The organism is Pseudomonas khorasanensis (assembly GCF_014268505.2).
GTDB classification, from domain to species: Bacteria; Pseudomonadota; Gammaproteobacteria; order Pseudomonadales; family Pseudomonadaceae; genus Aquipseudomonas; species Aquipseudomonas khorasanensis.
The window spans coordinates 320,357-342,367 of record NZ_JABWQP020000003.1; the positions used below are offsets into that span (position 1 = coordinate 320,357).

The 22,011-nt window shown below is 60.8% G+C and carries 18 protein-coding genes; 9 read left to right on the forward strand and 9 right to left on the reverse strand.

Going from position 1 to position 22,011, the window contains the following annotated elements; all coding sequences use genetic code 11:
* The first annotated feature begins 50 nt into the window (after window positions 1–50).
* Complete coding sequence (locus tag HU727_RS10805; RefSeq protein ID WP_186531217.1) at window positions 51–680, forward strand: LysE family translocator; 630 nt, start codon at window positions 51–53, stop codon at window positions 678–680.
* On the opposite strand, the gene HU727_RS10810 is transcribed toward HU727_RS10805, so the two are convergent.
* The 6 genes from HU727_RS10810 to HU727_RS10835 all read right to left on the reverse strand — a co-directional run bounded on the left by HU727_RS10810 (window position 677) and on the right by HU727_RS10835 (window position 8,976).
* A complete protein-coding gene (locus HU727_RS10810; protein WP_186531219.1) occupies window positions 677–2,812 on the reverse strand; it encodes a hypothetical protein in 2,136 nt (711 codons plus the stop codon). The genes HU727_RS10805 and HU727_RS10810 overlap by 4 nt on opposite strands.
* Window positions 2,799–3,983, reverse strand: a complete 1,185-nt coding sequence (locus HU727_RS10815) for a DUF3142 domain-containing protein (protein ID WP_186531221.1) — start codon at window positions 3,981–3,983, stop codon at window positions 2,799–2,801. Before HU727_RS10815 ends, HU727_RS10810 begins: the two co-directional genes overlap by 14 nt.
* 136 nt (window positions 3,984–4,119) lie before the next feature.
* On the reverse strand, window positions 4,120–4,959 hold the full coding sequence (locus HU727_RS10820) for a class I SAM-dependent methyltransferase (protein ID WP_186531223.1): 840 nt from the start codon (window positions 4,957–4,959) through the stop codon (window positions 4,120–4,122).
* Window positions 4,953–6,107: an acyltransferase family protein gene (locus HU727_RS10825; protein ID WP_186531225.1), complete on the reverse strand. Its 1,155-nt coding sequence runs from the start codon at window positions 6,105–6,107 to the stop codon at window positions 4,953–4,955. Before HU727_RS10825 ends, HU727_RS10820 begins: the two co-directional genes overlap by 7 nt.
* Window positions 6,104–7,405, reverse strand: a complete 1,302-nt coding sequence (locus HU727_RS10830) for a glycosyltransferase (protein WP_186531227.1) — start codon at window positions 7,403–7,405, stop codon at window positions 6,104–6,106. Before HU727_RS10830 ends, HU727_RS10825 begins: the two co-directional genes overlap by 4 nt.
* Complete coding sequence (locus tag HU727_RS10835) at window positions 7,399–8,976, reverse strand: glycosyltransferase (RefSeq protein ID WP_186531229.1); 1,578 nt, start codon at window positions 8,974–8,976, stop codon at window positions 7,399–7,401. Before HU727_RS10835 ends, HU727_RS10830 begins: the two co-directional genes overlap by 7 nt.
* A gap of 427 nt (window positions 8,977–9,403) precedes the next feature.
* Here HU727_RS10835 and HU727_RS10840 point away from each other — a divergent pair, with 427 nt between their 5' ends.
* Genes HU727_RS10840 through HU727_RS10875 form a run of 8 tightly spaced genes read left to right on the forward strand, consistent with a single transcriptional unit; the run spans window position 9,404 to window position 18,392 of the window.
* Window positions 9,404–10,318 carry a GDP-mannose 4,6-dehydratase gene (locus tag HU727_RS10840; protein WP_186531231.1) on the forward strand — a complete coding sequence of 305 codons (915 nt, stop codon included), beginning with the start codon at window positions 9,404–9,406 and terminating at the stop codon, window positions 10,316–10,318.
* Entirely contained in the window at window positions 10,315–11,286 is a 972-nt protein-coding gene (gmd, locus tag HU727_RS10845; protein ID WP_186531233.1) for a GDP-mannose 4,6-dehydratase, read from the forward strand. Before HU727_RS10840 ends, gmd begins: the two co-directional genes overlap by 4 nt.
* Before the next feature lie 3 nt (window positions 11,287–11,289).
* On the forward strand, window positions 11,290–12,732 hold the full coding sequence (locus HU727_RS10850) for a mannose-1-phosphate guanylyltransferase/mannose-6-phosphate isomerase (protein WP_186531235.1): 1,443 nt from the start codon (window positions 11,290–11,292) through the stop codon (window positions 12,730–12,732).
* Window positions 12,733–13,530: an ABC transporter permease gene (locus HU727_RS10855; protein WP_186531237.1), complete on the forward strand. Its 798-nt coding sequence runs from the start codon at window positions 12,733–12,735 to the stop codon at window positions 13,528–13,530.
* Entirely contained in the window at window positions 13,530–14,783 is a 1,254-nt protein-coding gene (locus HU727_RS10860; RefSeq protein ID WP_186531239.1) for an ABC transporter ATP-binding protein, read from the forward strand. Before HU727_RS10855 ends, HU727_RS10860 begins: the two co-directional genes overlap by 1 nt.
* Window positions 14,780–16,147, forward strand: coding sequence for a glycosyltransferase family 4 protein (locus tag HU727_RS10865; RefSeq protein ID WP_186531241.1), 1,368 nt, complete (start codon window positions 14,780–14,782; stop codon window positions 16,145–16,147). Before HU727_RS10860 ends, HU727_RS10865 begins: the two co-directional genes overlap by 4 nt.
* A complete protein-coding gene (locus HU727_RS10870; protein ID WP_186531243.1) occupies window positions 16,131–17,261 on the forward strand; it encodes a glycosyltransferase family 4 protein in 1,131 nt (376 codons plus the stop codon). Before HU727_RS10865 ends, HU727_RS10870 begins: the two co-directional genes overlap by 17 nt.
* Complete coding sequence (locus HU727_RS10875) at window positions 17,262–18,392, forward strand: glycosyltransferase family 4 protein (protein WP_186531245.1); 1,131 nt, start codon at window positions 17,262–17,264, stop codon at window positions 18,390–18,392. It abuts the gene before it with no gap.
* 54 nt (window positions 18,393–18,446) lie between these two features.
* Here HU727_RS10875 and HU727_RS10880 read toward each other — a convergent pair whose 3' ends face one another.
* The 3 genes from HU727_RS10880 to glmS all read right to left on the reverse strand — a co-directional run bounded on the left by HU727_RS10880 (window position 18,447) and on the right by glmS (window position 22,010).
* Window positions 18,447–19,073: a glutathione S-transferase family protein gene (locus HU727_RS10880; RefSeq protein WP_186531247.1), complete on the reverse strand. Its 627-nt coding sequence runs from the start codon at window positions 19,071–19,073 to the stop codon at window positions 18,447–18,449.
* A gap of 103 nt (window positions 19,074–19,176) precedes the next feature.
* A complete protein-coding gene (locus HU727_RS10885) occupies window positions 19,177–20,103 on the reverse strand; it encodes a LysR family transcriptional regulator (RefSeq protein WP_186531249.1) in 927 nt (308 codons plus the stop codon).
* Window positions 20,104–20,177: 74 nt separating this feature from the next.
* The gene (glmS, locus tag HU727_RS10890) at window positions 20,178–22,010 is read right to left on the reverse strand and encodes a glutamine--fructose-6-phosphate transaminase (isomerizing) (RefSeq protein ID WP_186531251.1); all 1,833 of its coding nucleotides are present in this window, start codon (window positions 22,008–22,010) and stop codon (window positions 20,178–20,180) included.
* Window position 22,011: the final 1 nt, after the last annotated feature.

The window sequence follows — 22,011 nt, forward strand, 5'->3', positions numbered from 1 at the left end:
CCTCCCGCTCTAGACTGGCGCGATCAAATCGACAACGAAAGGAGTGTGACGTGGCGAGTCTCTGGCTGTTTGTTCTGGCGCTGGCCGTGGTTTTACTGCTGCCGGGGCCGGACATGATTCTGCTGCTGCAAACCGGCGCCCGGCAGGGTCGCCGCGCAGCACTGGCGACGGCGTTGGGCCTGGCCATTGCCCGGGCCTGCCATGTCGCGTTGGCGGCATTGGGCCTGGCGGCGCTGTTCAAAGCCGCGCCGTGGACCTTCGACGTGGTACGCATGGCGGGGGCGGCCTACCTGTTATGGATCGGCATTCAATGCTTGCGCAGCTCACTGGTGCCGAGCCTGGACGGGCAAAACAATGCCCGTCCGGAGGGTCGGTGGCGGGAAGCAATCCGTCGCGGCCTGCTGACCAACCTCCTCAATCCCAAGGCCTTGCTGTTCTGTTCCGTACTGTTACCGCAGTTCATCGTGGACCACGGCGCGCCAGTGTTGAGCCAGTTCGCCATGCTTGGCCTGGTGCTGGTCGGCGTTGGTCTGCTGTTTGACAGTGTCTTGGCCCTGACCGGCGCGGCGCTGGGCCGTTGGCTGCAACACAGTCCAACGGCTCAACGCGTTCAGCAATGGCTGTTCGGCGGCCTGTTGATCGGCTTCGCCGTACGTCTGACCTTTGTTCAACAGGCTTAGCCTTTGCGTACCTTGCGCTGGCGTCGAGTAATCAACAGTAACGCGGCAGCGCTGGCCAGTACGATCGCGCCGATCTGCACCGGCCACTTGTACGGCCGCAGGGTGGCGCGCACGTCATCAGTGACCTGGGTTACGTAACGCTTGTCGGCGTTTTCGAAATCCGGGTACGGGCATTGATTGCCGAAGTCCACCGCCCACGGCACGTAGGGGCCTTCCTTGACGTAGCGCTGATACAGCGCGCTCTGCTCTTCAAGGCTGCTGTTCCAGCCGACGGCGTTGCACAACACAGCCGCAAACGCCTGACTGGTATGCGGCAGGTTATCGGCGGCGCGACTGGCCAGGGCGGTGGCGACGAAGCGATAGTGGTAACGCTGATCCGGTTGCGCCGCACTGGCCTGCTGGCGCTGCACTTCAGCCTCGGAAATCAAGGGGCCAACGTTCAGCGCTGACGTTTGCAGCGTGTAGTTGCCGCCAAACGTGGCGTAGTCAGGCGCCATCTCGTAGCCGAGGATGTCCATGCCCCATTCACGGGCTGTCCACGCGGCGTTGTACAACGCACTGGCGCGTTTGCTTGGCCACCACGCAGACTCGGCTTTGAGCCGTTGCTCGCCATAGAGGCGGGCCTTGTGTCTGAGGTCATCACTGGCGAAGTATCCGACCGCTTCCTCATAACGCCCCTCGCGCAGCAAACGCCGACCCAACAGGTTGCGCAACTGGCCGGCAACCGATAGCGGCACGTAGTTATCACGCTCCTGCTGCGTCAATGGGGGCGGCGCTGGCACGTTTTCGTCGACGTACTGCTTGAGTTCTTCGACCGTCAGCACTCGCTCGGCAACGGTCGCAGCATCGAACCAGTAAAGGCTGTTGCTGCGATACAGCTGCACGAAGGCTTGCAGATAGTCGCCGCGTTGCAGCGCAAGGATTGCGCTTTCACCCTCAACCCGGCATTTGGGTTGTACCGTTTCGAACGCCCAGTCCGGGGTGCGCCGATAGCCCCAATCTTCGCTTTGCGGGAACGCTTGCGCGGCTTTCGCATAGGCCGCAGCGGCGGCATTGCTGTCCCCGTCACGCACCGCCAGTTTCGCCCGCAGCCACCATGCCAGTCCGCCTTCCCCGGCGTTTTCCAGGAAAGCTCTGGCAGACACGTAATCACCCTGCTGATAACTCATCGCCGCCAGCCGATCAGCGTTTTCGAGGCTGCCACGGGTGCTGTTTTGCAACAGCGTTACCAGTTTCTTCTCGTTCGGCGGCTGCTCGCCAAATGACCAGCCTTGCCGGCTGATCAGGGACGCCGTGACCAGTTGCTGCACCGCTGGGTGTTGCAGCAGTTTCGCCAACTCCGCCTCCGGCAGTTCGGCCAACTCGTTAATCAACTGCTTGAGCGAGGTGTAACCGATGGCCGAACCGTGCAGGTTTTGCGCTTCGTACAGTTCAATGGCGCCGCTCCAGTCGCCTGCCGTGCGCAAAACCCGCGCCTCTTCGCCGAGGCTTGCGACGCCCAGTTCCAGTGGATCGCTGAAACCGTCGATGCTCAACTGGCGGGCGTGGCGAAAGGCATCCCGCGCCTGCTCCAGCGCCTCGATGCTGTTTTGCGCCTCGCTGCTGGCGATGAACGCGATGCGACCGAGGGAATAGGCCGCCCAGGTACTGCGCAAAGGACGCTGCTCGGCCGGCAACGCCAGCACTTTGTTGAAGTACTCTGCGGCGAGCTGGTGGTCGCCCGTGGCAAATGCCACCGCGCCGGCAACGTACAAGCGGACTTCCGCTGGCAGACTGGCGCCCTGCTCGTCGGCCTGACGTGCATCGCTGAGCCCGCGCAAGCGCTTGACCACGGCTTGCTGTTCGGCGCTCAGGCCAACCTGTTCAGCCTGCTCGCGAGCTAATTCAGAGGCGTTATCTTCGGCGTAGTCGTTGGGGTTATGCGTCGCAGCGGTTACATTTTTCAACCCGGCAATGGTTTGACCCAGGCGGCTGATTTCGAAGCTGAAACTGCCCTCAGGTAGATCGGCCAGGCTCTGTGCGCGATTGTCGAGCAGGCGCATCGGGAAGTCCGGGCCGCAGGCCAGCGCCGAACCCAGCGGCAGGCTGAGACTCAGGCACAGCAGATGGCGGGGCCAGTTACGGGTCAACATGCGAACCTCCTTGATCAATGATTGCGCAACGCGCCCAACCGACAGCGCGCTGACCGCCCGCCGGCAAGCGACCCTCGCGCAGGCGGGTGAAGGTAAGCAGATCCGGACTTTGTTGCAACGAGTAACCTGCGAGCGCATCGGCACCTGCGCAATCGCGTGCTTGCAACGTGATCCGCGCGGGCCACGCTTTGTCGAGATTACCGGGGTTGTCGAGGCCGATCTCATAGAGCCCGTCGTGTTCGCTGAGCGTTACGCCGAGTTCGCTGGCGAGTTGGTCGCCACGGGCAACCGCGCGCAGGGTCGTCAGGCTCCACGCACGGCGATCATTGGCCAGCGGCAGCCGGAACCAGATCAACCCGGCGAGATGCATCGGCGGGTTATCGCGCAAGGCTTTAGCGAGTTGACTCAGCAGCAGCGGATCAGCGAGCAATTCCTGACGCTGGCCACCGCGTTCAAGCTGCACTTCGCTCTCGACCACCGGCCCCGCGCCGTCATCCGCCAACAACGCCACGCCATAGGCCGGCAGCGCCAGGTAAAACGGTTTTTCGGTGGTGCGTGACCAGGCTTTCGCCCACTTCAATGCCTGGTCGGGATCAAACAGGCCCAGCCGTGGATCACTGACCGCGTGCACCTGGAGCACGCTGCTGTCAGCGCTTTGCAACAATGCCGGCAATTGCGCGCTGCCGAGCCAGGCTGGCAGTGCGGTGATGCTCAAAGGCAAAGACGGCGGCAAGGCCGAGCGCAGGTGTTTGAGGAATTCAGCGTACGCGGCCAGCCGCGCATTGCCGGCATCGTGGTCGATCTCGATGCCCCTCAACGTGAGGCCTTGCGCCTGCCAATCGGCAACGACTTGAAGGATCTGCGCCGTGACCTGTTCCTGATCCAGGGATTTGAGCTGTCCGTCGAGACGAATCACCGCGATCAGCGGACGACCATCGGCTTTCAACAGCGCCGGATCAACCCGGGCCCTGCTCCACCGCGCCCCCGCAAAACCCTGCAACGCCAGCACGCGCAGCGTCGAAAAGTCATTGCGACTGTCGCGCAACGCCGGTTCGTGCGCAGGCGTCCATTGGCGCTGCCAGATGTAGAGTTGCTGGTCGAGGGGAGGCGCGACGTGTTGCTCGCAACCCGCAAGCAAGACGCCAAGGAACAGACCCACAATAAACCGCATAACTTCCCGATCCCTGACACGACAAGGCCGCAAGGTTACACATAAACCTTGTAGGCGCTGTCGAGTAAAACGAGGCTGCGATCTTTTGATCCTGCTATAAGAATCAAGATCAAAGGATCGCAGCGTGCCGCAGTTGCTAGAGGGATGCCGCAGGTTTGCGCGCGATGATTACCTGACTCTTCGCCACCACCGCATCCAGCGCCTGTTTGATCTGCGCGCCGCGCGGTGAGTCCAGCACCGCTTGCCAGGTATTGGCCCAGTGTTCGAGCATCGGATGAGCGGGGTTGCTCAAGTCGACCTTGGCTTCCCAGAACAGCAACATCCACATCGACCAGTAAAAGCCGTACTGGCTATGGCTGATGACCTCCAGCCCGGCCTCGCTGACCATCGACTTGAATTGTTCTTCGCTGATGACGCGAATGTGGTTGGGTTTCTGGAAGTATTCGGGAGCGGCGATGTCCTTTTGCAGGTCTTCGGAGCTCGGATGCGGCACGCTCAGCAGATATAACGCACCCGGCTTGCCGACCCGCACCAGCTCGGCGAGAAACTGCGCCGGATCGTCGACGTGCTCGATGACTTCGGTGCAGACCACGCGCGTCGCCGTGGCGTCGGCAATCGGCAGCGGGTTGCAGTCGGTGACATGACTCTCGATATCCCGCGCCGGGGTGTCACGCAGACGCTGGCGCGTGGCTTCGACCTTGGATGCGTCGATGTCCGCAAGAATGATCTTTGCCCCGCGCATACCGCAGAAGTGCACGTTGCCGCCATCGCCGCAACCGACGTCAAGTACGGTGTCATCGGCGGTCACCACGAACCCTTTGAACAGCTCGTGAGTTTCCTGGTTGAACCAGCCGCTGAGCTTCGCATCGTAGAGGCCAAGCTGGTACGGATCGGCTTTGTCGGCGGCCGCAACGACAGGTTCCACCGCCGCTTGCGCAGGCGTCGCCGCCGAGAGTTTCTTCAAAAAGCTCAGCATGAGGTGGCTCCGGGTGAGGTAACAGCAGTTCGGGAAATACTGAGGCGCCTGACCAGCGCGGCACCGCGATTGCGCATCGGCATTTCGATCAGGCGGTAATTGAGTTCGCTGAAGATCACAATCAGGCCCAGGGCAATCATCACCGTAAGGATTGGATGCCCGGCCGGGCTCGGCAGGCCGCTGCCCTGTAAACGAAAAATCAGTTCGCGCACCAGCAAGTAGGCCGGAATGTGGATCAGATAAATACCGTACGAACGGCTGCCGATCCATGCCAGCAGCCGTTGCAATGGACCGGCGGGCATCAGGTAGTCACGGTTGTACGAGGCGACCCACACCAGCAATGCGCTGAGCACGGCGATCGAACCGATTCGGTAATGAGTAAGGGTAAAACGGTCGGTGGCCAGGAAGCTCAACAGCACGCCAATAACAATCAACACTGAAATTCCAAGCCACGGTCGACGCAGGAACGTCGGCTGCCAGCGTTGATAATCCGGCTGCGCACTCCACATTGCCAACAACACGCCAAGGGCGATTGCGTCGGTGCGCACCACCATCAGCAGCGGTGTGCGCAGAGTCAGAGCCTGCACCGCGACCAACGCCAGCAATGCCCAGACCAGACGCCGGCGAAACAGCAGAATCAACAGCGGAAACAGCAGATAAAACTGTTCCTCCAGCGCCAGGCTCCAGTAGACGAAACTACTGCCGTACTCGTATTGGAAGAAGCTGTCGGCAAAGCGGAAATTGGCATATTGCAGCACCCCGGCCAAGGTGGCCTGCAGGTTGGCGGACAGCGTACCGAACGCCCCGGAACGGTTGAAAAAAAGGCAGGCGAGCAGGATCAGCGCCAGCCACAGCCAGGCCGAGGGCAGCAGGCGAAAGGCCCGGCGTAGCCAGAAATGGCGGACTTTCTGCCAGCGCTCCGGGCGAGTCGTGCAGCCTTGCAGCGCCGGGATCAGGCTCCGGGCGATGACAAAACCGGAGATCGCAAAAAACAGATCGACGCCCCACCACGTCTGCACCCACTCGTGAATACGGGTCAGCGACGGTACCGGGTCGGTGAACAGGCTGCCCTGCAAATGATGGAACAACACCCCGAGCACCGCGAGCGCACGCAGGATTTCGATGTCCATGATCCGCTTGTCGTTCATGCTTCGGGGGCTTCCAGGGCAGCCGCTAGCCGCTCGAACAGTTGCGTCAGAAACGCTCGCAAGCGCTGTTCGGCCACGGCCTGACTGCAGAATGCCTGCAGACTGCTGACCGCTTGCGCCGACATCCGGGCATAGCGTTGCGGCTGGTTTTTCGCGACGTCGTAGCTGGCCCGGTAGGCCTCGCACAACGAGGTCCAGTTGGTCACATAACGCAGGGTTCGAAATGCTTTGCGCGGGTCGTGGGGCCAGGCTGTCAGCTCGTCGGTGGACTCGATCAGAAAGGCATTGTCGGCGCTCAGGTAATCGATCATCGCCGTGGTCCGCGGTGCCACCGCCGGCTTGCCGCAGGACATGAATTCCATCAACGGCAGGCACTGACCTTCACCGTAAGAAGTGTTGACCACGTAACGCGTGGCCTGCACCAGTTGCTCGTAGTCCGGGTCGGCGAGGTAGCCGTAGACCAGAACGATGCGGCAGCGGTACGACTGGTTCTTGTACAAGTGATGAAGAATGTCGCTGAGCGCTTCTTCGGCGTCATGGTGAGTCAGTTTGAGCACCAGCGTCGCGTCTTCTACATCACGAAAGCACACACAGAATGCGCTGAGCATGTCTTCCCAGTTCTTGCGCCCGTCACCGGGATTGAACACCGAGGTATAGATAACACCGTCAAGCACGAGCGTCTGCTCGCTGACCGGCGACGCGAAGTCGATGCCGTCGCCGCTGCGCAAGTCAGCCGGGCCAAACGCGTTCAGGTTGAGCGTACGACTGTCGGCCACCAGACCTTTGATCGTCAGGCTGTAGGCATCGGACAACGGCCGCTCGGGCAATTGCGCGCCACGGGCTGCAAATCGGTCCCAGACCGGCGCGGGTACGGCCACGATCGGGTAACCGGCGCCCATCGCCTCACGCACGGCATTTACTGTATAGCTGGAATGGGTGACCGCCGCACCGCAGGCATGCAATACGCTGCGCCAGTCGTTTCGCGGCTCGCCGTCGAAGGCCTCGTCGGGGATGGTGCTGAATTCCCAGGCGAACACTGGCAATGTCGGGCACGCCAGGTGCACCGGCGTGCGATGGGGCGGCGAGAACGACAGGAATACACACGGCTCACCGCGCCCCAGACACTCCAGATAAAGCGGATCGACCTCGGTTTGCGGATCGCTCACCTCCACGACGCGACCGAGACGCTCAAGCACCGGGCGATATTCCTTGAGCACGAAATAATAGCTGTATTCCGAGCGCCCCAGATTCTGCGCAATGGTGTGTTGGTTGGTTTCCGAATGAATGATGATCAGCATGAGGCGTTATCCGTCGCGGACGCGACATCCGTGACCTTCGGCAAGGGTTCGAAGAAGTTCGACAGGCGCATTTGCACCTCGCTGAAACCGCAATAGTGCTGCATGCGCTCGATCGCCGCTTCCGACATCCGGCGGTAATCCAGCGGCTGCGTCGTGGCCATGCGGTAACTGCGTTCGTAGGCACTTTTCAGCGAGCCCCAGTCAGGCCGGTGACGCAGCGTGCGATAGATCAGGCGGCTGTCCTGCGGCCAGATGGCAGGCTCTTCGCTGGACTTGACCACGAAGGCCACCGAGTCATCGATATAGTCCTGCATCGCCGTGTGATCCGGAGCGATCGCCGGTTTGCCGCTGCACATGAATTCCATCAAGGGCAGGCACAGACCTTCACAGCGCGAAGCGTTGACGTAAAAACTCGCCGCCTGATAGAGCCGCGCGTACTGCGCGTCATCAAGGTAGCCGTGCATGACCACCACACGACAGGCGAACGGCGTGAGCTGGGCGAGCAAGGTCATCAGTTCGCTGTAGTAAAGCGCCAGGTCGTTTTGAGTGAGTTTCAACACCAGCGTCGCGTCGCTCGTTTCACGAAACGCCCAGCAGAACGCGGTGATCAGTTGATGCCAGTTCTTGCGGCCGTCCCTGGGGTTGAACACGCTGACGTAGATCACCCCGTCGACCCGGGTTTCGACCACCGATGAGGTGTCCGGCAGATTGAGCGGCACTGGCTCGGCCACTGGCAGCGGTTGCGCAGCGCAAATGGCCCGCAGTCGTCGCTCGAGCCAATCATGAACGGCGTCGGGCAACAGATCGCGAACCCCTTCCCAATACCAGTTGGACAGGAACTTCACCCGTGGCACCGGCTCGATTTGCTGACGACCCGCGTCCAGTAACCACAGGCGCAGGTAGTGCCTGGCGATGACGAAACGCCGCTTGAGGGTCAGGGCTGGTGGTCGGGCGGCCTCGAGTTCAGCCGCCAGCACGGCCTCTTCTTCGGGCGTCAACGGAACAGGAATCAGGGCATCGGCCGACAGGCCCAGCGTCCGGCTATCGAAAATGCAGCCCTTGATTGCCAGCGTGGTTCCCGGATTGACCGGCGTCGGCAGCTGTTGCTGACGAATCGCCGCGAAGCTTTCCCACAAAGGGGTTGGCAGGACCAGCACCGGAAACGCTTCGCCCATGGCGCGGCGGATGGCGTTCGCCGTATGGCTGGACAGGGTAATGACCCGACCATGGCGCGCCAGCATCTGTGTCCAGTCCTGACGCGGGTCGCTATCCCATTCCTCGTCAGGGATTGAATCGAACTCCCATGCCACCACGCAAATCGTCGGGCATTGGAGGTCAACCGGGGTCTTCTGCGGCGGGGTGAATGACAGAAACACACTGTCTTCGCCAGCGGCGAGCAGTTGCCGGTAGAGCACGTCGACATCTGCGACAGACGCTGCCACGTGCACGCGCCCCAGGCTTTCCAGCACAGGGTGATAGGCTTTGAGTACAAAATAGTAGCTGTATTCCGGACGCCCGAGACTGGCGCTGATGGAGCTGTCGTTGACGTCCGAATAAAGAATGAAATTCATGGCATCCCACGATGAAGCGCCATCCCGGCTACTTCATGCTATGACGGCCGGGCGTCGGATCGGGCCAGCAGAGCCAGCACTCGTCCTTCATCATCGGGCACGTCTTCGTTCTTGTTTTAGTGGTCAGTTTCACTCGGCGCCACGGCTCCCTGAAAACAACCGGTCAGCTCGCGACGAAGGCCATTCTAAACACATCCATCGCGACTCCGGGAACCGCCCGGCAAGAATAAATCGGCTAAGCTGACGAGAACTCACCGGTCACGATTTGCCCAGTTGAAATTGCCGAGCAATTGGCACAGATTGGCAACCAAATAACTACAACAACGACTTCGCCGACCGTTTTCCGGGATATTTCCTCCGGTCTGAAAGGCTTTTCCACATAGCGTGTGGGAAAAGAGGCGCAAGTCCTGGACCAAGGGGTCGCTTTTTGAAAAAACGTCTGTTCATCACGGGCCTCACCGGTTTCGTGGGACAACACATTCGGTCTCGCCTGGCTTCGCCGGGTTCGTCATGGACGCTGCTCCCTGCTGCTTCGAGCTACGACCTCACGGACGCCGCCAGTCTCGCTGACCTTTGGCCAGAATTGCCGGATGCTGTCATTCATCTGGCCGGCCAGACGTTCGTGCCGGAAGCCTTTCGTGACCCGGCGCGCACCCTCGACATCAATCTTTTCGGCACGCTCAATCTGTTGCAGGCCCTCAAGGCGCGTGGCTTCACTGGCACCTTTGTGTACGTCAGCTCCGGCGATGTCTACGGTCAGGTCGGCGAACAGAGTTTGCCGATCACCGAGCAACAACCGCCGCTGCCGCGCAACCCTTATGCGGTGAGCAAACTCTCGGCAGAATTTCTCAGCCTGCAATGGGGCTTGAGCGAAGCCTGGCCGATACTGGTCGCCCGCCCCTTCAACCACATCGGCACGGCGCAGAAAGACAGCTTCGTGATCGCCAGCGCAGCCCGGCAGATCTGCCGAATCAAACAAGGCCTGCAAGCGGCGCAACTGCAAGTCGGCGATATCGACGTGACGCGGGATTTTCTCGACGTCGGCGATGTGATTTCGGCGTACTTCGCGCTGCTGGAAAACGGCACACCGGGGCAGGTTTACAACATTTGCTCGGGTCGCGAGCAAAGCATCCGCAGCCTGATCGAGCAATTGGCCGATCTGGCCGAAGTCGATGTGCAACTGATTCAGGACCCGGCGCGCATGCGCCGCGCCGACCAGCGCCGCGTTTGCGGCAGCCATGCAAAACTGGCCAACGCCACAGGATGGGCGCCAGCCACCACCACACAACAATCCCTGCGGGCGATCCTGTCCGACTGGGAGACGCGAGTACGACAAGAATGACAAAAAGTGCACTGATTACCGGAATCACGGGCCAGGACGGCGCCTATCTGGCCAAACTGCTGCTGGACAAGGGCTACAAGGTTCACGGCCTCGTCGCCCGGCGCAGCAGCGATTCGCGCTGGCGCCTGCGCGAGATGGGTGTCGAAGCCGATATTGTCTACCTCGACGGTGACATGGCTGACGCCTGCTCGGTACAGCGCGCGGTGATCAAATCGGCACCGGACGAGGTGTATAACCTTGCCGCACAGAGTTTTGTCGCCGCGTCCTGGGATCAACCGGTGACCACTGGCATCGTCGATGGTCTGGGCGTCACGCATCTGCTTGAAGCGATTCGCCAGTTCAGCCCGCATACGCGCTTTTATCAGGCTTCGACCAGCGAAATGTTTGGTCTGATTCAGGCTGAGCAACAGGATGAAAACACGCCGTTCTATCCGCGCAGCCCTTACGGGGTGGCCAAGTTGTACGGGCACTGGATTACCGTCAACTACCGGGAAAGCTTCAACCTGCACGCCAGCAGCGGCATCCTGTTCAATCATGAATCACCGCTGCGCGGCATCGAATTCGTCACTCGCAAAGTGACCGATGCGGCCGCCCGCATCAAACAGGGCAAACAGCAGGAGCTCGCCCTGGGCAACATCGACGCCAAGCGCGATTGGGGTTTTGCCGGCGATTACGTCGAAGCCATGTGGCTGATGCTGCAACAGGACAAGCCGGACGACTTCGTGGTCGCCACGGGGGTCACCACCACCGTGCGCGAAATGTGCCACATCGCCTTCGATCACGTCGGCCTCAACTACCGTGATTACGTGAAGATCGACCCGGCGTTTTTCCGTCCGGCCGAAGTCGAAGTGCTGCTCGGTAACCCGGCCAAGGCCCAGCGTGTGCTGGGCTGGAAGCCGAAAACCGACCTGGATACCTTGATCCGCATGATGATGGATGCGGACATGAAACGCGTCGCCAAGGAGTAGGCCATGCTGATTCCTGTGATTTTGTCCGGCGGTGCCGGTACCCGTTTGTGGCCGGTATCGCGCGAAGGCCACCCAAAACCGTTCATGACCCTGCCCGACGGGCAGTCGTTGCTCGGCAAGACCTACCAGCGAGCCGCTGCGCTGCTTGATGGCTGGGGCGACATCGTCACAGTGACTAACCGCGAGTACTACTTCCAAAGCAAGGATCACTACTGCGCGGCTCAAGTGTCGCGTCATCGCGGGCACTTTCTGCTGGAGCCGACCGGACGCAACACCGCGCCAGCGATCGCGGCGGCCGCGCTGTCGTTGCAGGCGCTGCATGGCGACGACGCAATCATGGTGGTGATGCCGGCGGATCACCTGATTGTCGATCAGGATGCACTGAAAAGTGCCGTCGAGCATGCCGTGAGCCTGGCGAAGGACGGTTATCTGGTGACGTTCGGCGTGGCCCCGACCGCGCCGGAAACCGGCTTCGGCTACATCGAGACCGGTGCGCCGCTGGACGCCATCGGCGCGGCCAAGGTGCAGCGCTTCGTCGAGAAACCCGACCTGCAAACCGCCACGCATTATCTGGAAAGCGGTAACTTCCTGTGGAACTCGGGGATGTTCTGTTTTACCACCGCAACCCTGATCGCCGAGCTGCAACTGCACGCACCCGAGCTGCTGGAGCAGACCCGCGCTTGCCTGGCCGCCAGCGCGCCGATCGAAACCGCGGGCTGTCTGCAACAGGAGCTGTCGGCAGCACTGTTCGCCGAGATCACCGACATTTCCATCGACTACGCGCTGATGGAACGCTCGGAAAAAGTCGTCGTGGTGCCCGCCGGATTCGACTGGAGTGACATTGGATCGTGGAGCGCGGTCGCTGCGCTGATTCCTGCCGATGCCGACAATAACCGCGCCAGCGGCGAAGCCATCTTCATCGACAGCCACAATAACTTCGTGCAGAGCGAGGGCAGGCTGGTGGCGATGGTGGGTGTGGATAACCTGATCGTCATCGACACTGCCGACGCGGTGCTGGTCGCCCATGCCGACCGGGCGCAGGACGTACGGCGCGTGGCCAAGCAACTCAAGGACAAATCCCACGAAGCCTATCGCTTGCACCGTACGGTCAGCCGACCGTGGGGCACCTACACCGTGCTCGAGGAAGGCCCACGCTTCAAGATCAAACGCATCGTGGTCAAGCCCGGTGGCAAGCTGTCGCTGCAAATGCATCATCACCGCAACGAACACTGGGTCGTGGTCGAAGGCATGGCCAAGGTCACCAATAACGGCTCCGGCACCACGCTGGTGGCGAAAAATGAATCGACGTTCATTGCCGCCGGCCACAAGCATCGCCTGGAAAACCCAGGCGTGATTGATCTGGTGATCATCGAAGTGCAAAGCGGCGAATACCTGGGAGAGGACGATATCGTTCGCTTCGAAGATCAATACGGCAGGACGGTTTGAATGCTGCTTTCCCTGTATCGCTCGCTGCGCAGCTACCGTGGATTCATCCTCGGCAGCGTGCAGCGAGAGTTTCAAGCGCGTTATCGCAATTCACTGTTCGGCGCGCTGTGGCCGATCTTCAACCCGCTGTCGATGATCGTCGTTTACACAGTGATCTTTTCGCACATCATGCGCGCGCGCCTGCCGGGTGTGGACGACAGCATGGCCTACAGCGTCTACCTGTGTGCCGGCCTGCTCGCCTGGGGACTGTTTTCGGAAATGACCCTGCGCAGCCAGAACATGTTTCTCGAGAACGCCAACCTGCTGAAGAAAATCAGCTTCCCGAGGATCTGCCTGCCGGTGATCGTACTAATCAACGCAGGAATCAATTTCGCGATCATCATCACGTTGTTTCTCGGTTTTCTGCTGGTGACCGGACGCTGGCCGGGGATGGCCCTGCTGGGGCTTATTCCGCTGATTGCTTTGCAAATGATGTTCTGCGCCGGGCTGGGGATGGTTCTCGGCGTACTGAATGTGTTCTTCCGCGATGTCGGTCAGTTGTTCGGCATTTGTTTGCAGTTCTGGTTCTGGCTGACGCCGATCGTCTATCCGATCACGATCCTGCCGGAATGGGTACAGCGTCTGCTGCAACTCAACCCGCTGACGAGCCTCTTCGGCAGCTATCAGAATCTGTTTCTCTACGGTCAGTGGCCGGTCTGGACTTCGCTGTTGCCGATTTTCATCACGGGCGTGGTGTTTTGTCTGATCGGCTTGCGCCTGTTTCGCCAGCGCGTCGGTGAAATGGTGGATGAACTCTGATGGGACATATTCGCGTCACCGGCCTGGGCAAGGCCTATAAACAATACCCCAATCGCTGGGCTCGACTGGCCGAGTGGCTGATTCCTTTTTCGCCGATCCGTCATCACCAGCACTGGGTGCTGCAAGACGTCGAATTCGAGATCGCCCCCGGAGAAGCGGTGGGCATCGTCGGCGCCAACGGCGCGGGCAAAAGCACCTTGCTGAAAATGATCACCGGCACCACCCAACCCACCTGCGGCAAGATCGAACTGCAGGGGCGCGTCGCCGCCCTGCTGGAATTGGGTATGGGCTTTCACCCGGATTTCACCGGTCGCCAGAATGCGATCATGGCAGGTCAATTGCTGGGCATGCAGCTCGAAGAGATCGAAGCGCTGATGCCCGACATCGAGCACTTCGCCGAAATCGGCGATGCCATCGACCACCCAGTCCGCACCTATTCCAGTGGCATGCAGATGCGCCTGGCGTTCAGCGTCGCCACGGCCCGGCGCCCGGACATCCTCATCGTCGACGAAGCCTTGTCGGTGGGCGATGCGTACTTCCAGCACAAGAGCTTCGAACGCATCCGCAGCTTCCGCAAAGCCGGCACCACGTTGCTGATCGTTTCCCACGACCGCTCGGCAATTCAGTCGATCTGCGACTCGGCGATCCTGCTAAAGGATGGCCGCATGGCCATGCGCGGCAAACCGGAACCAGTGCTCGATTATTACAACGCGCTCATGGCCGAACGTGAAGGCCAGGTTGTGCGCCAGGAAAGGCTCGCCGGTGGTGAGGTGCAAACAGTGTCCGGCACCGGCGAAGCAGCGATTCTGAACGTACGTCTGCTTGATGAAAACGAGCGCAGCATTGACGCGGTCGAAGTCGGCCAACCGGTGGTGCTCGAAGTACAGGTCGAGGTGCGCAAGGACATCGAACGGCTGGTGCTGGGCTTTATCCTCAAGGATCGCCTCGGCCAGATGATGTACGGCATCAACACTCATCGGTTGGACAAGGCGTTAACGGACCTGCACGCCGGCGAGCGTTTCACCTACCGCTTCGCCTTCGTCATGGGCCTGGGCAAAGGTAACTATTCAGTGTCCCTGAGCCTGTCGCGCCTGGATTCGCATCTGGATCGAAACTTCGAATGGCGTGACTACGGGCTGGTGTTCCACGTGGTCAACAGCCGCCAGGAAGACTTCGTCGGCTGTGCATGGCTGGGCGCCAGAACCACCATCACCCGCGACACCGAGGCCCGGACTGTCGAGCGCGCGCCATGACCCGCCTGCTGGTCGAATGCACCCATGTGTTCAAACACCCGGCGGTCAATTCGGGCATTCAACGCGTGGTGCGCAACGTCATCAAGCAGTTGCCCGCCAGTGCTGAAGGCATCGAATGCATGCCGGTGGTGGTCATCAGCGGCCAACTTTATCGCGTGCTGCGGCTGGCGCCGTTCGATACACCGTTCTGGAATACGTTGGAAACGCTCGGTGAGCGCCTGGAGCGCCTCGCCCACCGCTTCTGGCAGTGGCATCAGCGGCGCGATGCGCAATGCGTTTCAAAACTGGCGAGACGATTGCTCTATGTGGGCTATCGGTTGACCCAGTTTGCAGCGTTCGGCCTGCCGATTCGCCTGATTCGACGGATCAACCGCCGGCAGTTGCTCAAACGCTGTTCCCCGTTGCAACACCAGCCGGGCGATCAAATGGTGCTCCTGGACTCATCCTGGCACTCGGATTTTTTTGCCCATGTCGAACAGCTCAAACGCGACGGCGTCGGCGTGATTGCGGTGATCTACGACCTGATTCCACTGACTCATCCGCAGTTCTACGACACGCGTCTGGTCGAAGTCTTCAACGAATGGTTCGACTGGATCACCCGCACGGCCGACGGCTACATGGCAATTTCCGCCACAGTGCGCGATCAGGTGCGTGACGAGTTGCAGCGCAGAATCGGTGCCGGGCAAGCGGATAAGCGCTGGTTCGATTTCTTTCATTTGGGGTCTGAGCTCGATCTGCATAACGACACGGCAACGGTCGAACCACGCTTGAAGGATCTGTTCGCAACGCCCGAGGCGGTTTTCCTGATGGTCAGCACCATCGAGCCGCGCAAGAACCATGCGTACCTGCTCGACGCCTTCGAATGCGCCTGGGCCGCCGGTTCGACGGCCCGGCTGTGTATCGCCGGGCGAGTCGGCTGGAAGTGCGACGCCCTGCTCGCCCGAGTGCGCAATCACGCAGAACTGAACCGACGCCTGTTCATGTTCAATGACCTGAGCGACACCAGCCTCGAATACGCTTATGCACAGGCCAGCGCACTGGTGTTCCCCTCGTTTGTTGAAGGCTTCGGTCTGCCGTTGGTGGAAGCCATGCAGCGCGGCTTGCCGGCGATGGGCAGCGACATCGCCGTGTTCCGTGAAATTGGCGGCGACTTCATGGCCTACTTCGATCTGCAGGATCCACAAAGCCTCGCCGATTTGATCGAGACTTATCAGCACACCGGGCAGTTTCCCGCCGTTTGCGATGTCGCTGACTGGCGCTGGATCGGCTGGCGGGAAGCCAGCGAGCAGTTGGTGACTCGCGCCCTGCAAAATGTCCTGCAGCCGCCGCGCGTGCAAGCGAGGCCGCATGCGAATTGCTCTTAACGCCCGCATCCTGCAGGCACCGCGCACCGGCATCGGCCACTACGTTGCTGGACTCGTCAATGCGTTGCGCAAAGAACCCGACGTCGACGTGAGCCTGTTTCACGGCTGGGGCTGGAGCTCGGCCCTGCCGGAAGCGGCCATGCCCGGCTATTCGCGCATGACGCCATTGCTGCGGCAGATTCCAGGGGCCTATCAGGCACGCCGCTGGCTCGAACAAAAACGTTTTGATCACGGCCGTGGCCGAGGGATCGACCTGTACCACGAGCCGAGCCTGTGGCCGCTGGCCTTCGACGGCCCGACCGTGATCACCTTGCATGACCTGACTCACCTGCATTTTCCGCAAACCCAGCCGCCCGCTCGTCTCAGGGAAATCGAACGTCGCCTGACAGCTGGCGTACAGCAGGCAAGCCTGATTCTGACCGACTCGCAGGCAATCGCCGACGAGGCGCAAGAGTATTTCGGCCTGCCTGCGCAGCGATTGGTGGTCGCGCCATTGGGCGTCGCTGAACGCTTCCGCCCACGAGAACCCCATGAGATCGAGAGCGTACTCAGGGCGCATGCCGTCGAAGCGCGGGAATACTTTCTGTGCGTTGGCACCCTGGAGCCGCGCAAGAACCTGAGTCTGGCGCTGCAGGCCCACGCCCTGCTTCCAGACGCTGTACGTCAGCGCTTTCCTTTGTTGATTGCGGGCATGGCCGGTTGGCAGCGCGAGCAGTTCAACGAGCCGTTGCGCCAAGCCCTGGCGAGCGGCCACGTGTGCCTGCTCGGCTACTTGCCCGATGAGCAACTGGCGCAACTGCTGGCAGGCGCCCGCGCACTGATATTTCCATCGCTGTATGAAGGTTTTGGTCTGCCGGTGCTGGAGGCCATGGCCAGCGGCACCCCGGTGGTCATCACCCGCTCTTCGGCGATGCCGGAGGTGGCTGGCGCGGCTGGCAACTATATTGAAGCGGACGATGCCGAGGGCCTGCGCGACGCGATGAATCGTCTGATTGACGACTCACAGCATTGGCAGGCATGCCGCGAAGCAGGATTGCGTCAGGCAAAGCTTTTTTCCTGGGAACGTTGTGCACGGGCCACGGCCGGTGCCTACCGCCAGGCCATGGGAGGTTGAATGCGCGTTCTTCATTTTTTCAAAACGTACCTGCCCGACTCGGTGGGTGGCATCGAACAAGTCATCTTCCAATTGTGCGAAAGCGGCGCACATCACGGCATCGATGCGCAGGTTCTGACGCTCAGCACGGACCCTTCACCGCCTGTTGTGCAACTGGGTCAGCATGAAGTGCATCGGGCAAAGCTGGATATCCAGTTTGCTTCGACCGGGTTCTCCTGGAGCGTGTTCAAGCAGTTCCGAGAGCTGGCCGCTGAAGCCGACGTGATCAACTACCACTTCCCGTGGCCCTTCATGGACCTGGTGCATTTTGCCAGCGCACTGAAAAAGCCGAGTGTGGTCACCTATCACTCGGACATCATTCGCCAGAAGCACTTGCTCAAGCTTTACCGACCGCTGATGAACCGCTTCCTTGCCAGCGCTGACCGTATCGTCGCCGCGTCACCGAACTATCTGCACACCAGCGATGTGTTGCAGCAATTTCAGGACAAGACCCGGGTCATTCCGTACGGCTTGAACAAAGCAGGTTATCCACAGCCGGACGCTGAACGGATGAGCCGGTGGCGCCAGCGGCTTGGGGATAAGTTTTTCCTTTTTGTCGGCGTGATGCGCTACTACAAGGGTTTGCACATTCTGCTCGACGCGCTCAAGGACGTGGACTATCCGGTGGTCATCGTTGGCGCCGGTCCTCTGGAGCAGGAACTGCACGCCCAGGCCGCCGCGCTGGGCCTGCGCAATATCCATTTCCTCGGGCGTCTGAGTGACGAAGACAAAGTGGCGTTGCTGCAATTGAGCTACGCCATTGTGTTCCCCTCGCACCTGCGCTCCGAAGCGTTTGGCATTTCTTTGCTCGAAGGTGCGATGTACGGCAAACCGATGATCTCCAGCGAAATCGGTACGGGCACCAGTTACATCAATATCCACAACGAAACCGGACTGGTGGTGCCTCCGAGTCATCCGCAGGCATTTCGCGAAGCGATGCGAACGCTGTGGGAAAACCCCGACCGCGCCGCCACCATGGGCATCAAAGCCGAAGCGCGTTATCGGCAGTTATTCACAGCCGATGACATGGGTCGCAAGTGGACGGAGCTGTATCAGGAATTACTGGAAGAGAAGGCGCTGTCCTACGCGTGAACGAGGCCTTCGCAAGGACGCGAATTCACTCGCGCCCCGCTGAAGGCCCGCGTATCACGCCGTTTTCTGCAAGCCCGCAACAGTACGCGGCATCGCCACAAAACCGGGCAAGGCTTCGATGCGTGCGAGCCAGGCGCGAACGTTGGCGTAGTCATCCAGCGAAACATTTCCCTCCGGTGCATGCGCAATGTAGCTGTAGGCGGAGACGTCCGCGATGGTCGGCTCCGCACCTGCCAGATATGGAGTTTTGCCTAATTCAAGCTCCATGACCTTGAGCAGGTTGTGCGCGCGGCCAATGACTTCCTCGGCATTGAGTTGCGCACCGAACACCGTGATCAGGCGTGCTGCCGCCGGGCCAAACGCAATCGGCCCCGCCGCTGCCGATAACCAACGCTGCACGTGGGCTGCACCTACAGGGTCGGCCGGCAGCCAGCGACCATTGCCGTATTTTTGCGCCAGATACACCAGAATCGCGTTGGAATCGGCCAGCACCACGCCGCCGTCATCAATCGCGGGCACTTGGCCGAAGCTATTGATAGCCAGGTATTGCGGCTGTTTGTGCTCGCCCTTGGCCAGATCAACGAAAATCAGCTCGGTCGGCAGTTGCAGCAGGGACAGCATCAACTCGACGCGGTGCGCGTGGCCGGAACGGGGAAAGTTGTAGAGCTTGATCGCTTGCATGGTCGACTCCGCTGGATTTGGGCCTCGCTACGGGATGAGCGCGCCGATGGAGTCATCATCCACGGATTGTGAAAACAACAGAATCACCAGCCGATGCAATCGATTATTTCAGCGGCTGCAATAACGCAGATGTGTTCAGTGCCGGATGCTCGCGCAGTGCTTTGACTGCAAAATCGACAAAGCTGCGGATTCGCGCCGGGGCCTTGCGCCCGCCCTGGTACACCACATGAATCGGCAGCGGCGGCAATTCAAATTCGGCAAGAACGATTTCCAGTTCGCCCGCCGCAACTTTGCACGCCACTTGATAGGACAACACTCTCGTCAGCCCAAGTCCTTTGCAGGCTGCGGTAATGGCTGCCTGGTTGGCCGTGACGGTCAGGCGCGGTTCAGTGCGTACACCTAGCGGTTCGCCACCGTCGAGAAACGGCCAACTGCGTTGCTGACCAATCGCCGACGTCGACACCACCGGCAGCCCGGCCAACGCCTGGGGGTGATCAGGTCGACCATTTTTCGCCAGAAAATCCGGCGAAGCGCAAATGACTCGGCGCACTTCCCCGACCCGGATCGCATGCTGATTGCTGTCCGGCAACTCACCGATGCGCACCGCGATATCGATGCCCTCCTCGACCATGTTGACGACCCGATCCAGCAATAAAGCATTGATCGAAACGTCCGGATAGCGGCACAAGTAGTCGGCCATGACAGGCGTTACGAAAAGATCGCCGAAGAGCACCGGCGCGGTAATCGTCAACTGCCCACGCGGCAAGGCGTGACTGCCTGCCGCCGAGTCCTCGGCCTCTTGCACCTCAGCGAGAATCCGTCGGCAGTCATCGCAGTAACGCTGCCCGGCTTCGGTCAAATGCACGGTGCGCGTGGTGCGAACCAGCAACTGCGTACCGATGTGCTGCTCCAGCGCCGCCACCGCCCGGGTGACACTCGCCGCCGACAACCCCAGACGCCGCGCCGCCGCCGAAAAGCCTTGCTCCTGGGCAACGACAACGAAAATCTGCATTTCCTGAAAGCGGTCCATGGAATTCCTCGGGGCGGATACGACAATCGCAGCCGAGGCTGCGATTGTTGAAGGTTGGATCAGCTGTGGATAAGTTATTCCACTGTCACTGATTTCGCCAGATTACGCGGCTGATCGACGTCAGTGCCCTTGAGCACAGCGACGTAGTACGAGAGCAGCTGCAGCGGGATCGTGTAAAGGATCGGCGAAAGAATGTCGTGGATGTGGGGCATCTGCACGACGTGCGTGCCTTCGCCGTTGGTCATGCCGGCTTTTTCGTCAGCAAACACGACCAGTTCGCCGCCGCGGGCACGGACTTCCTGAAGGTTGGATTTGAGTTTTTCCAGCAGCTCGTTATTTGGCGCGACGGTGACCACCGGCATGTCGTTATCCACAAGCGCGAGCGGGCCGTGCTTCAATTCGCCGGCCGGGTAGGCTTCGGCATGGATGTAGGAGATTTCCTTGAGCTTCAAGGCCCCCTCCATCGCCACCGGGAATTGCGCACCGCGACCGAGGAACAGCGTGTGGTTTTTCTCGGCGAACAGCTCGGCGATCTTCTCCACCGTGCCGTCCATCGCCAGCGCTTCGCCGAGGCGGGTAGGCAGGCGACGCAGTTCTTCGACCAATGTGGCTTCGACGCCATCCGCCAAGCTCCCGCGTACCTGGCCTAACGACAGGGTGAGCAGCAGCAGGCCGACCAGTTGCGTGGTGAAGGCTTTGGTCGATGCGACGCCGATTTCGCGACCGGCCTGGGTCAGCAAGGTCAGGTCGGATTCGCGCACCAGCGAGCTGATGCCGACGTTGCAGATGGCCAGGCTGGCGAGGAAGCCAAGCTCTTTGGCGTTGCGCAGGGCCGCCAGGGTGTCGGCGGTTTCGCCGGATTGCGAGATGGTCACAAACAGCGTGTCCGGCTGCACCACCACTTTGCGGTAGCGGAACTCGCTGGCGACTTCGACCTGGCAGGGAATACCGGCCAGTTCTTCGAGCCAGTAACGGGCAACCATACCGGCGTGATAGCTGGTGCCACAGGCAACGATCTGCACGTTGCGCACTTTGGCGAACAACTCTGCCGCTTGTGGACCGAACGCCTGAACGAGCACCTGTTTGTCGCTCAGGCGACCTTCAAGGGTGCGCTGGACCACGGTCGGTTGCTCGTGGATTTCCTTGAGCATGTAGTGGCGGAACTCGCCCTTGTCAGCAGCTTCGGCACCGTCGGTGTACTGCACGGTCTGACGTTCGACGGCCTGGCCGTTCACATCCCAGACTTGCACGTTGTCGCGGCGAATTTCGGCGATGTCGCCCTCTTCCAGATACATGAACCGGTCAGTGACTTGGCGCAGGGCCAGCTGATCGGAGGCGAGGAAGTTTTCGCCCAGACCCAGCCCGATCACCAGCGGGCTGCCACTGCGCGCGGCAACAAGGCGATCCGGCTGACTGGCGTTGATCACAGCCAGACCGTAAGCCCCGTGCAGTTCCTTGACCGTCGCCTTGAGCGCGACGGTCAGGTCAGGTTGATCCTTGAGCTTGTGCGTCAGCAGGTGGGCGATGACTTCGGTGTCGGTGTCCGACGTGAAGACGTAACCCAGGGCTTTCAACTGTTCACGCAGGGCTTCGTGGTTCTCGATGATGCCGTTGTGCACCACCGCGATATCCCCTGAAAAATGCGGATGGGCGTTACGTTCGCACGGGGCGCCATGGGTGGCCCAGCGCGTGTGGGCGATACCAAGCCGACCGACCAGCGGGTGCTCGGCCAGTGCCATTTCCAGCTCACTGACTTTGCCCGGGCGACGCATCCGCTCCAGGGTTTCGTCATTAGTAAAGACGGCCACACCGGCGCTGTCATAGCCGCGATATTCGAGGCGCTTCAGGCCTTCGAGGAGGATGGCGGTGATATTACGTTCAGCCACCGCGCCAACAATTCCACACATG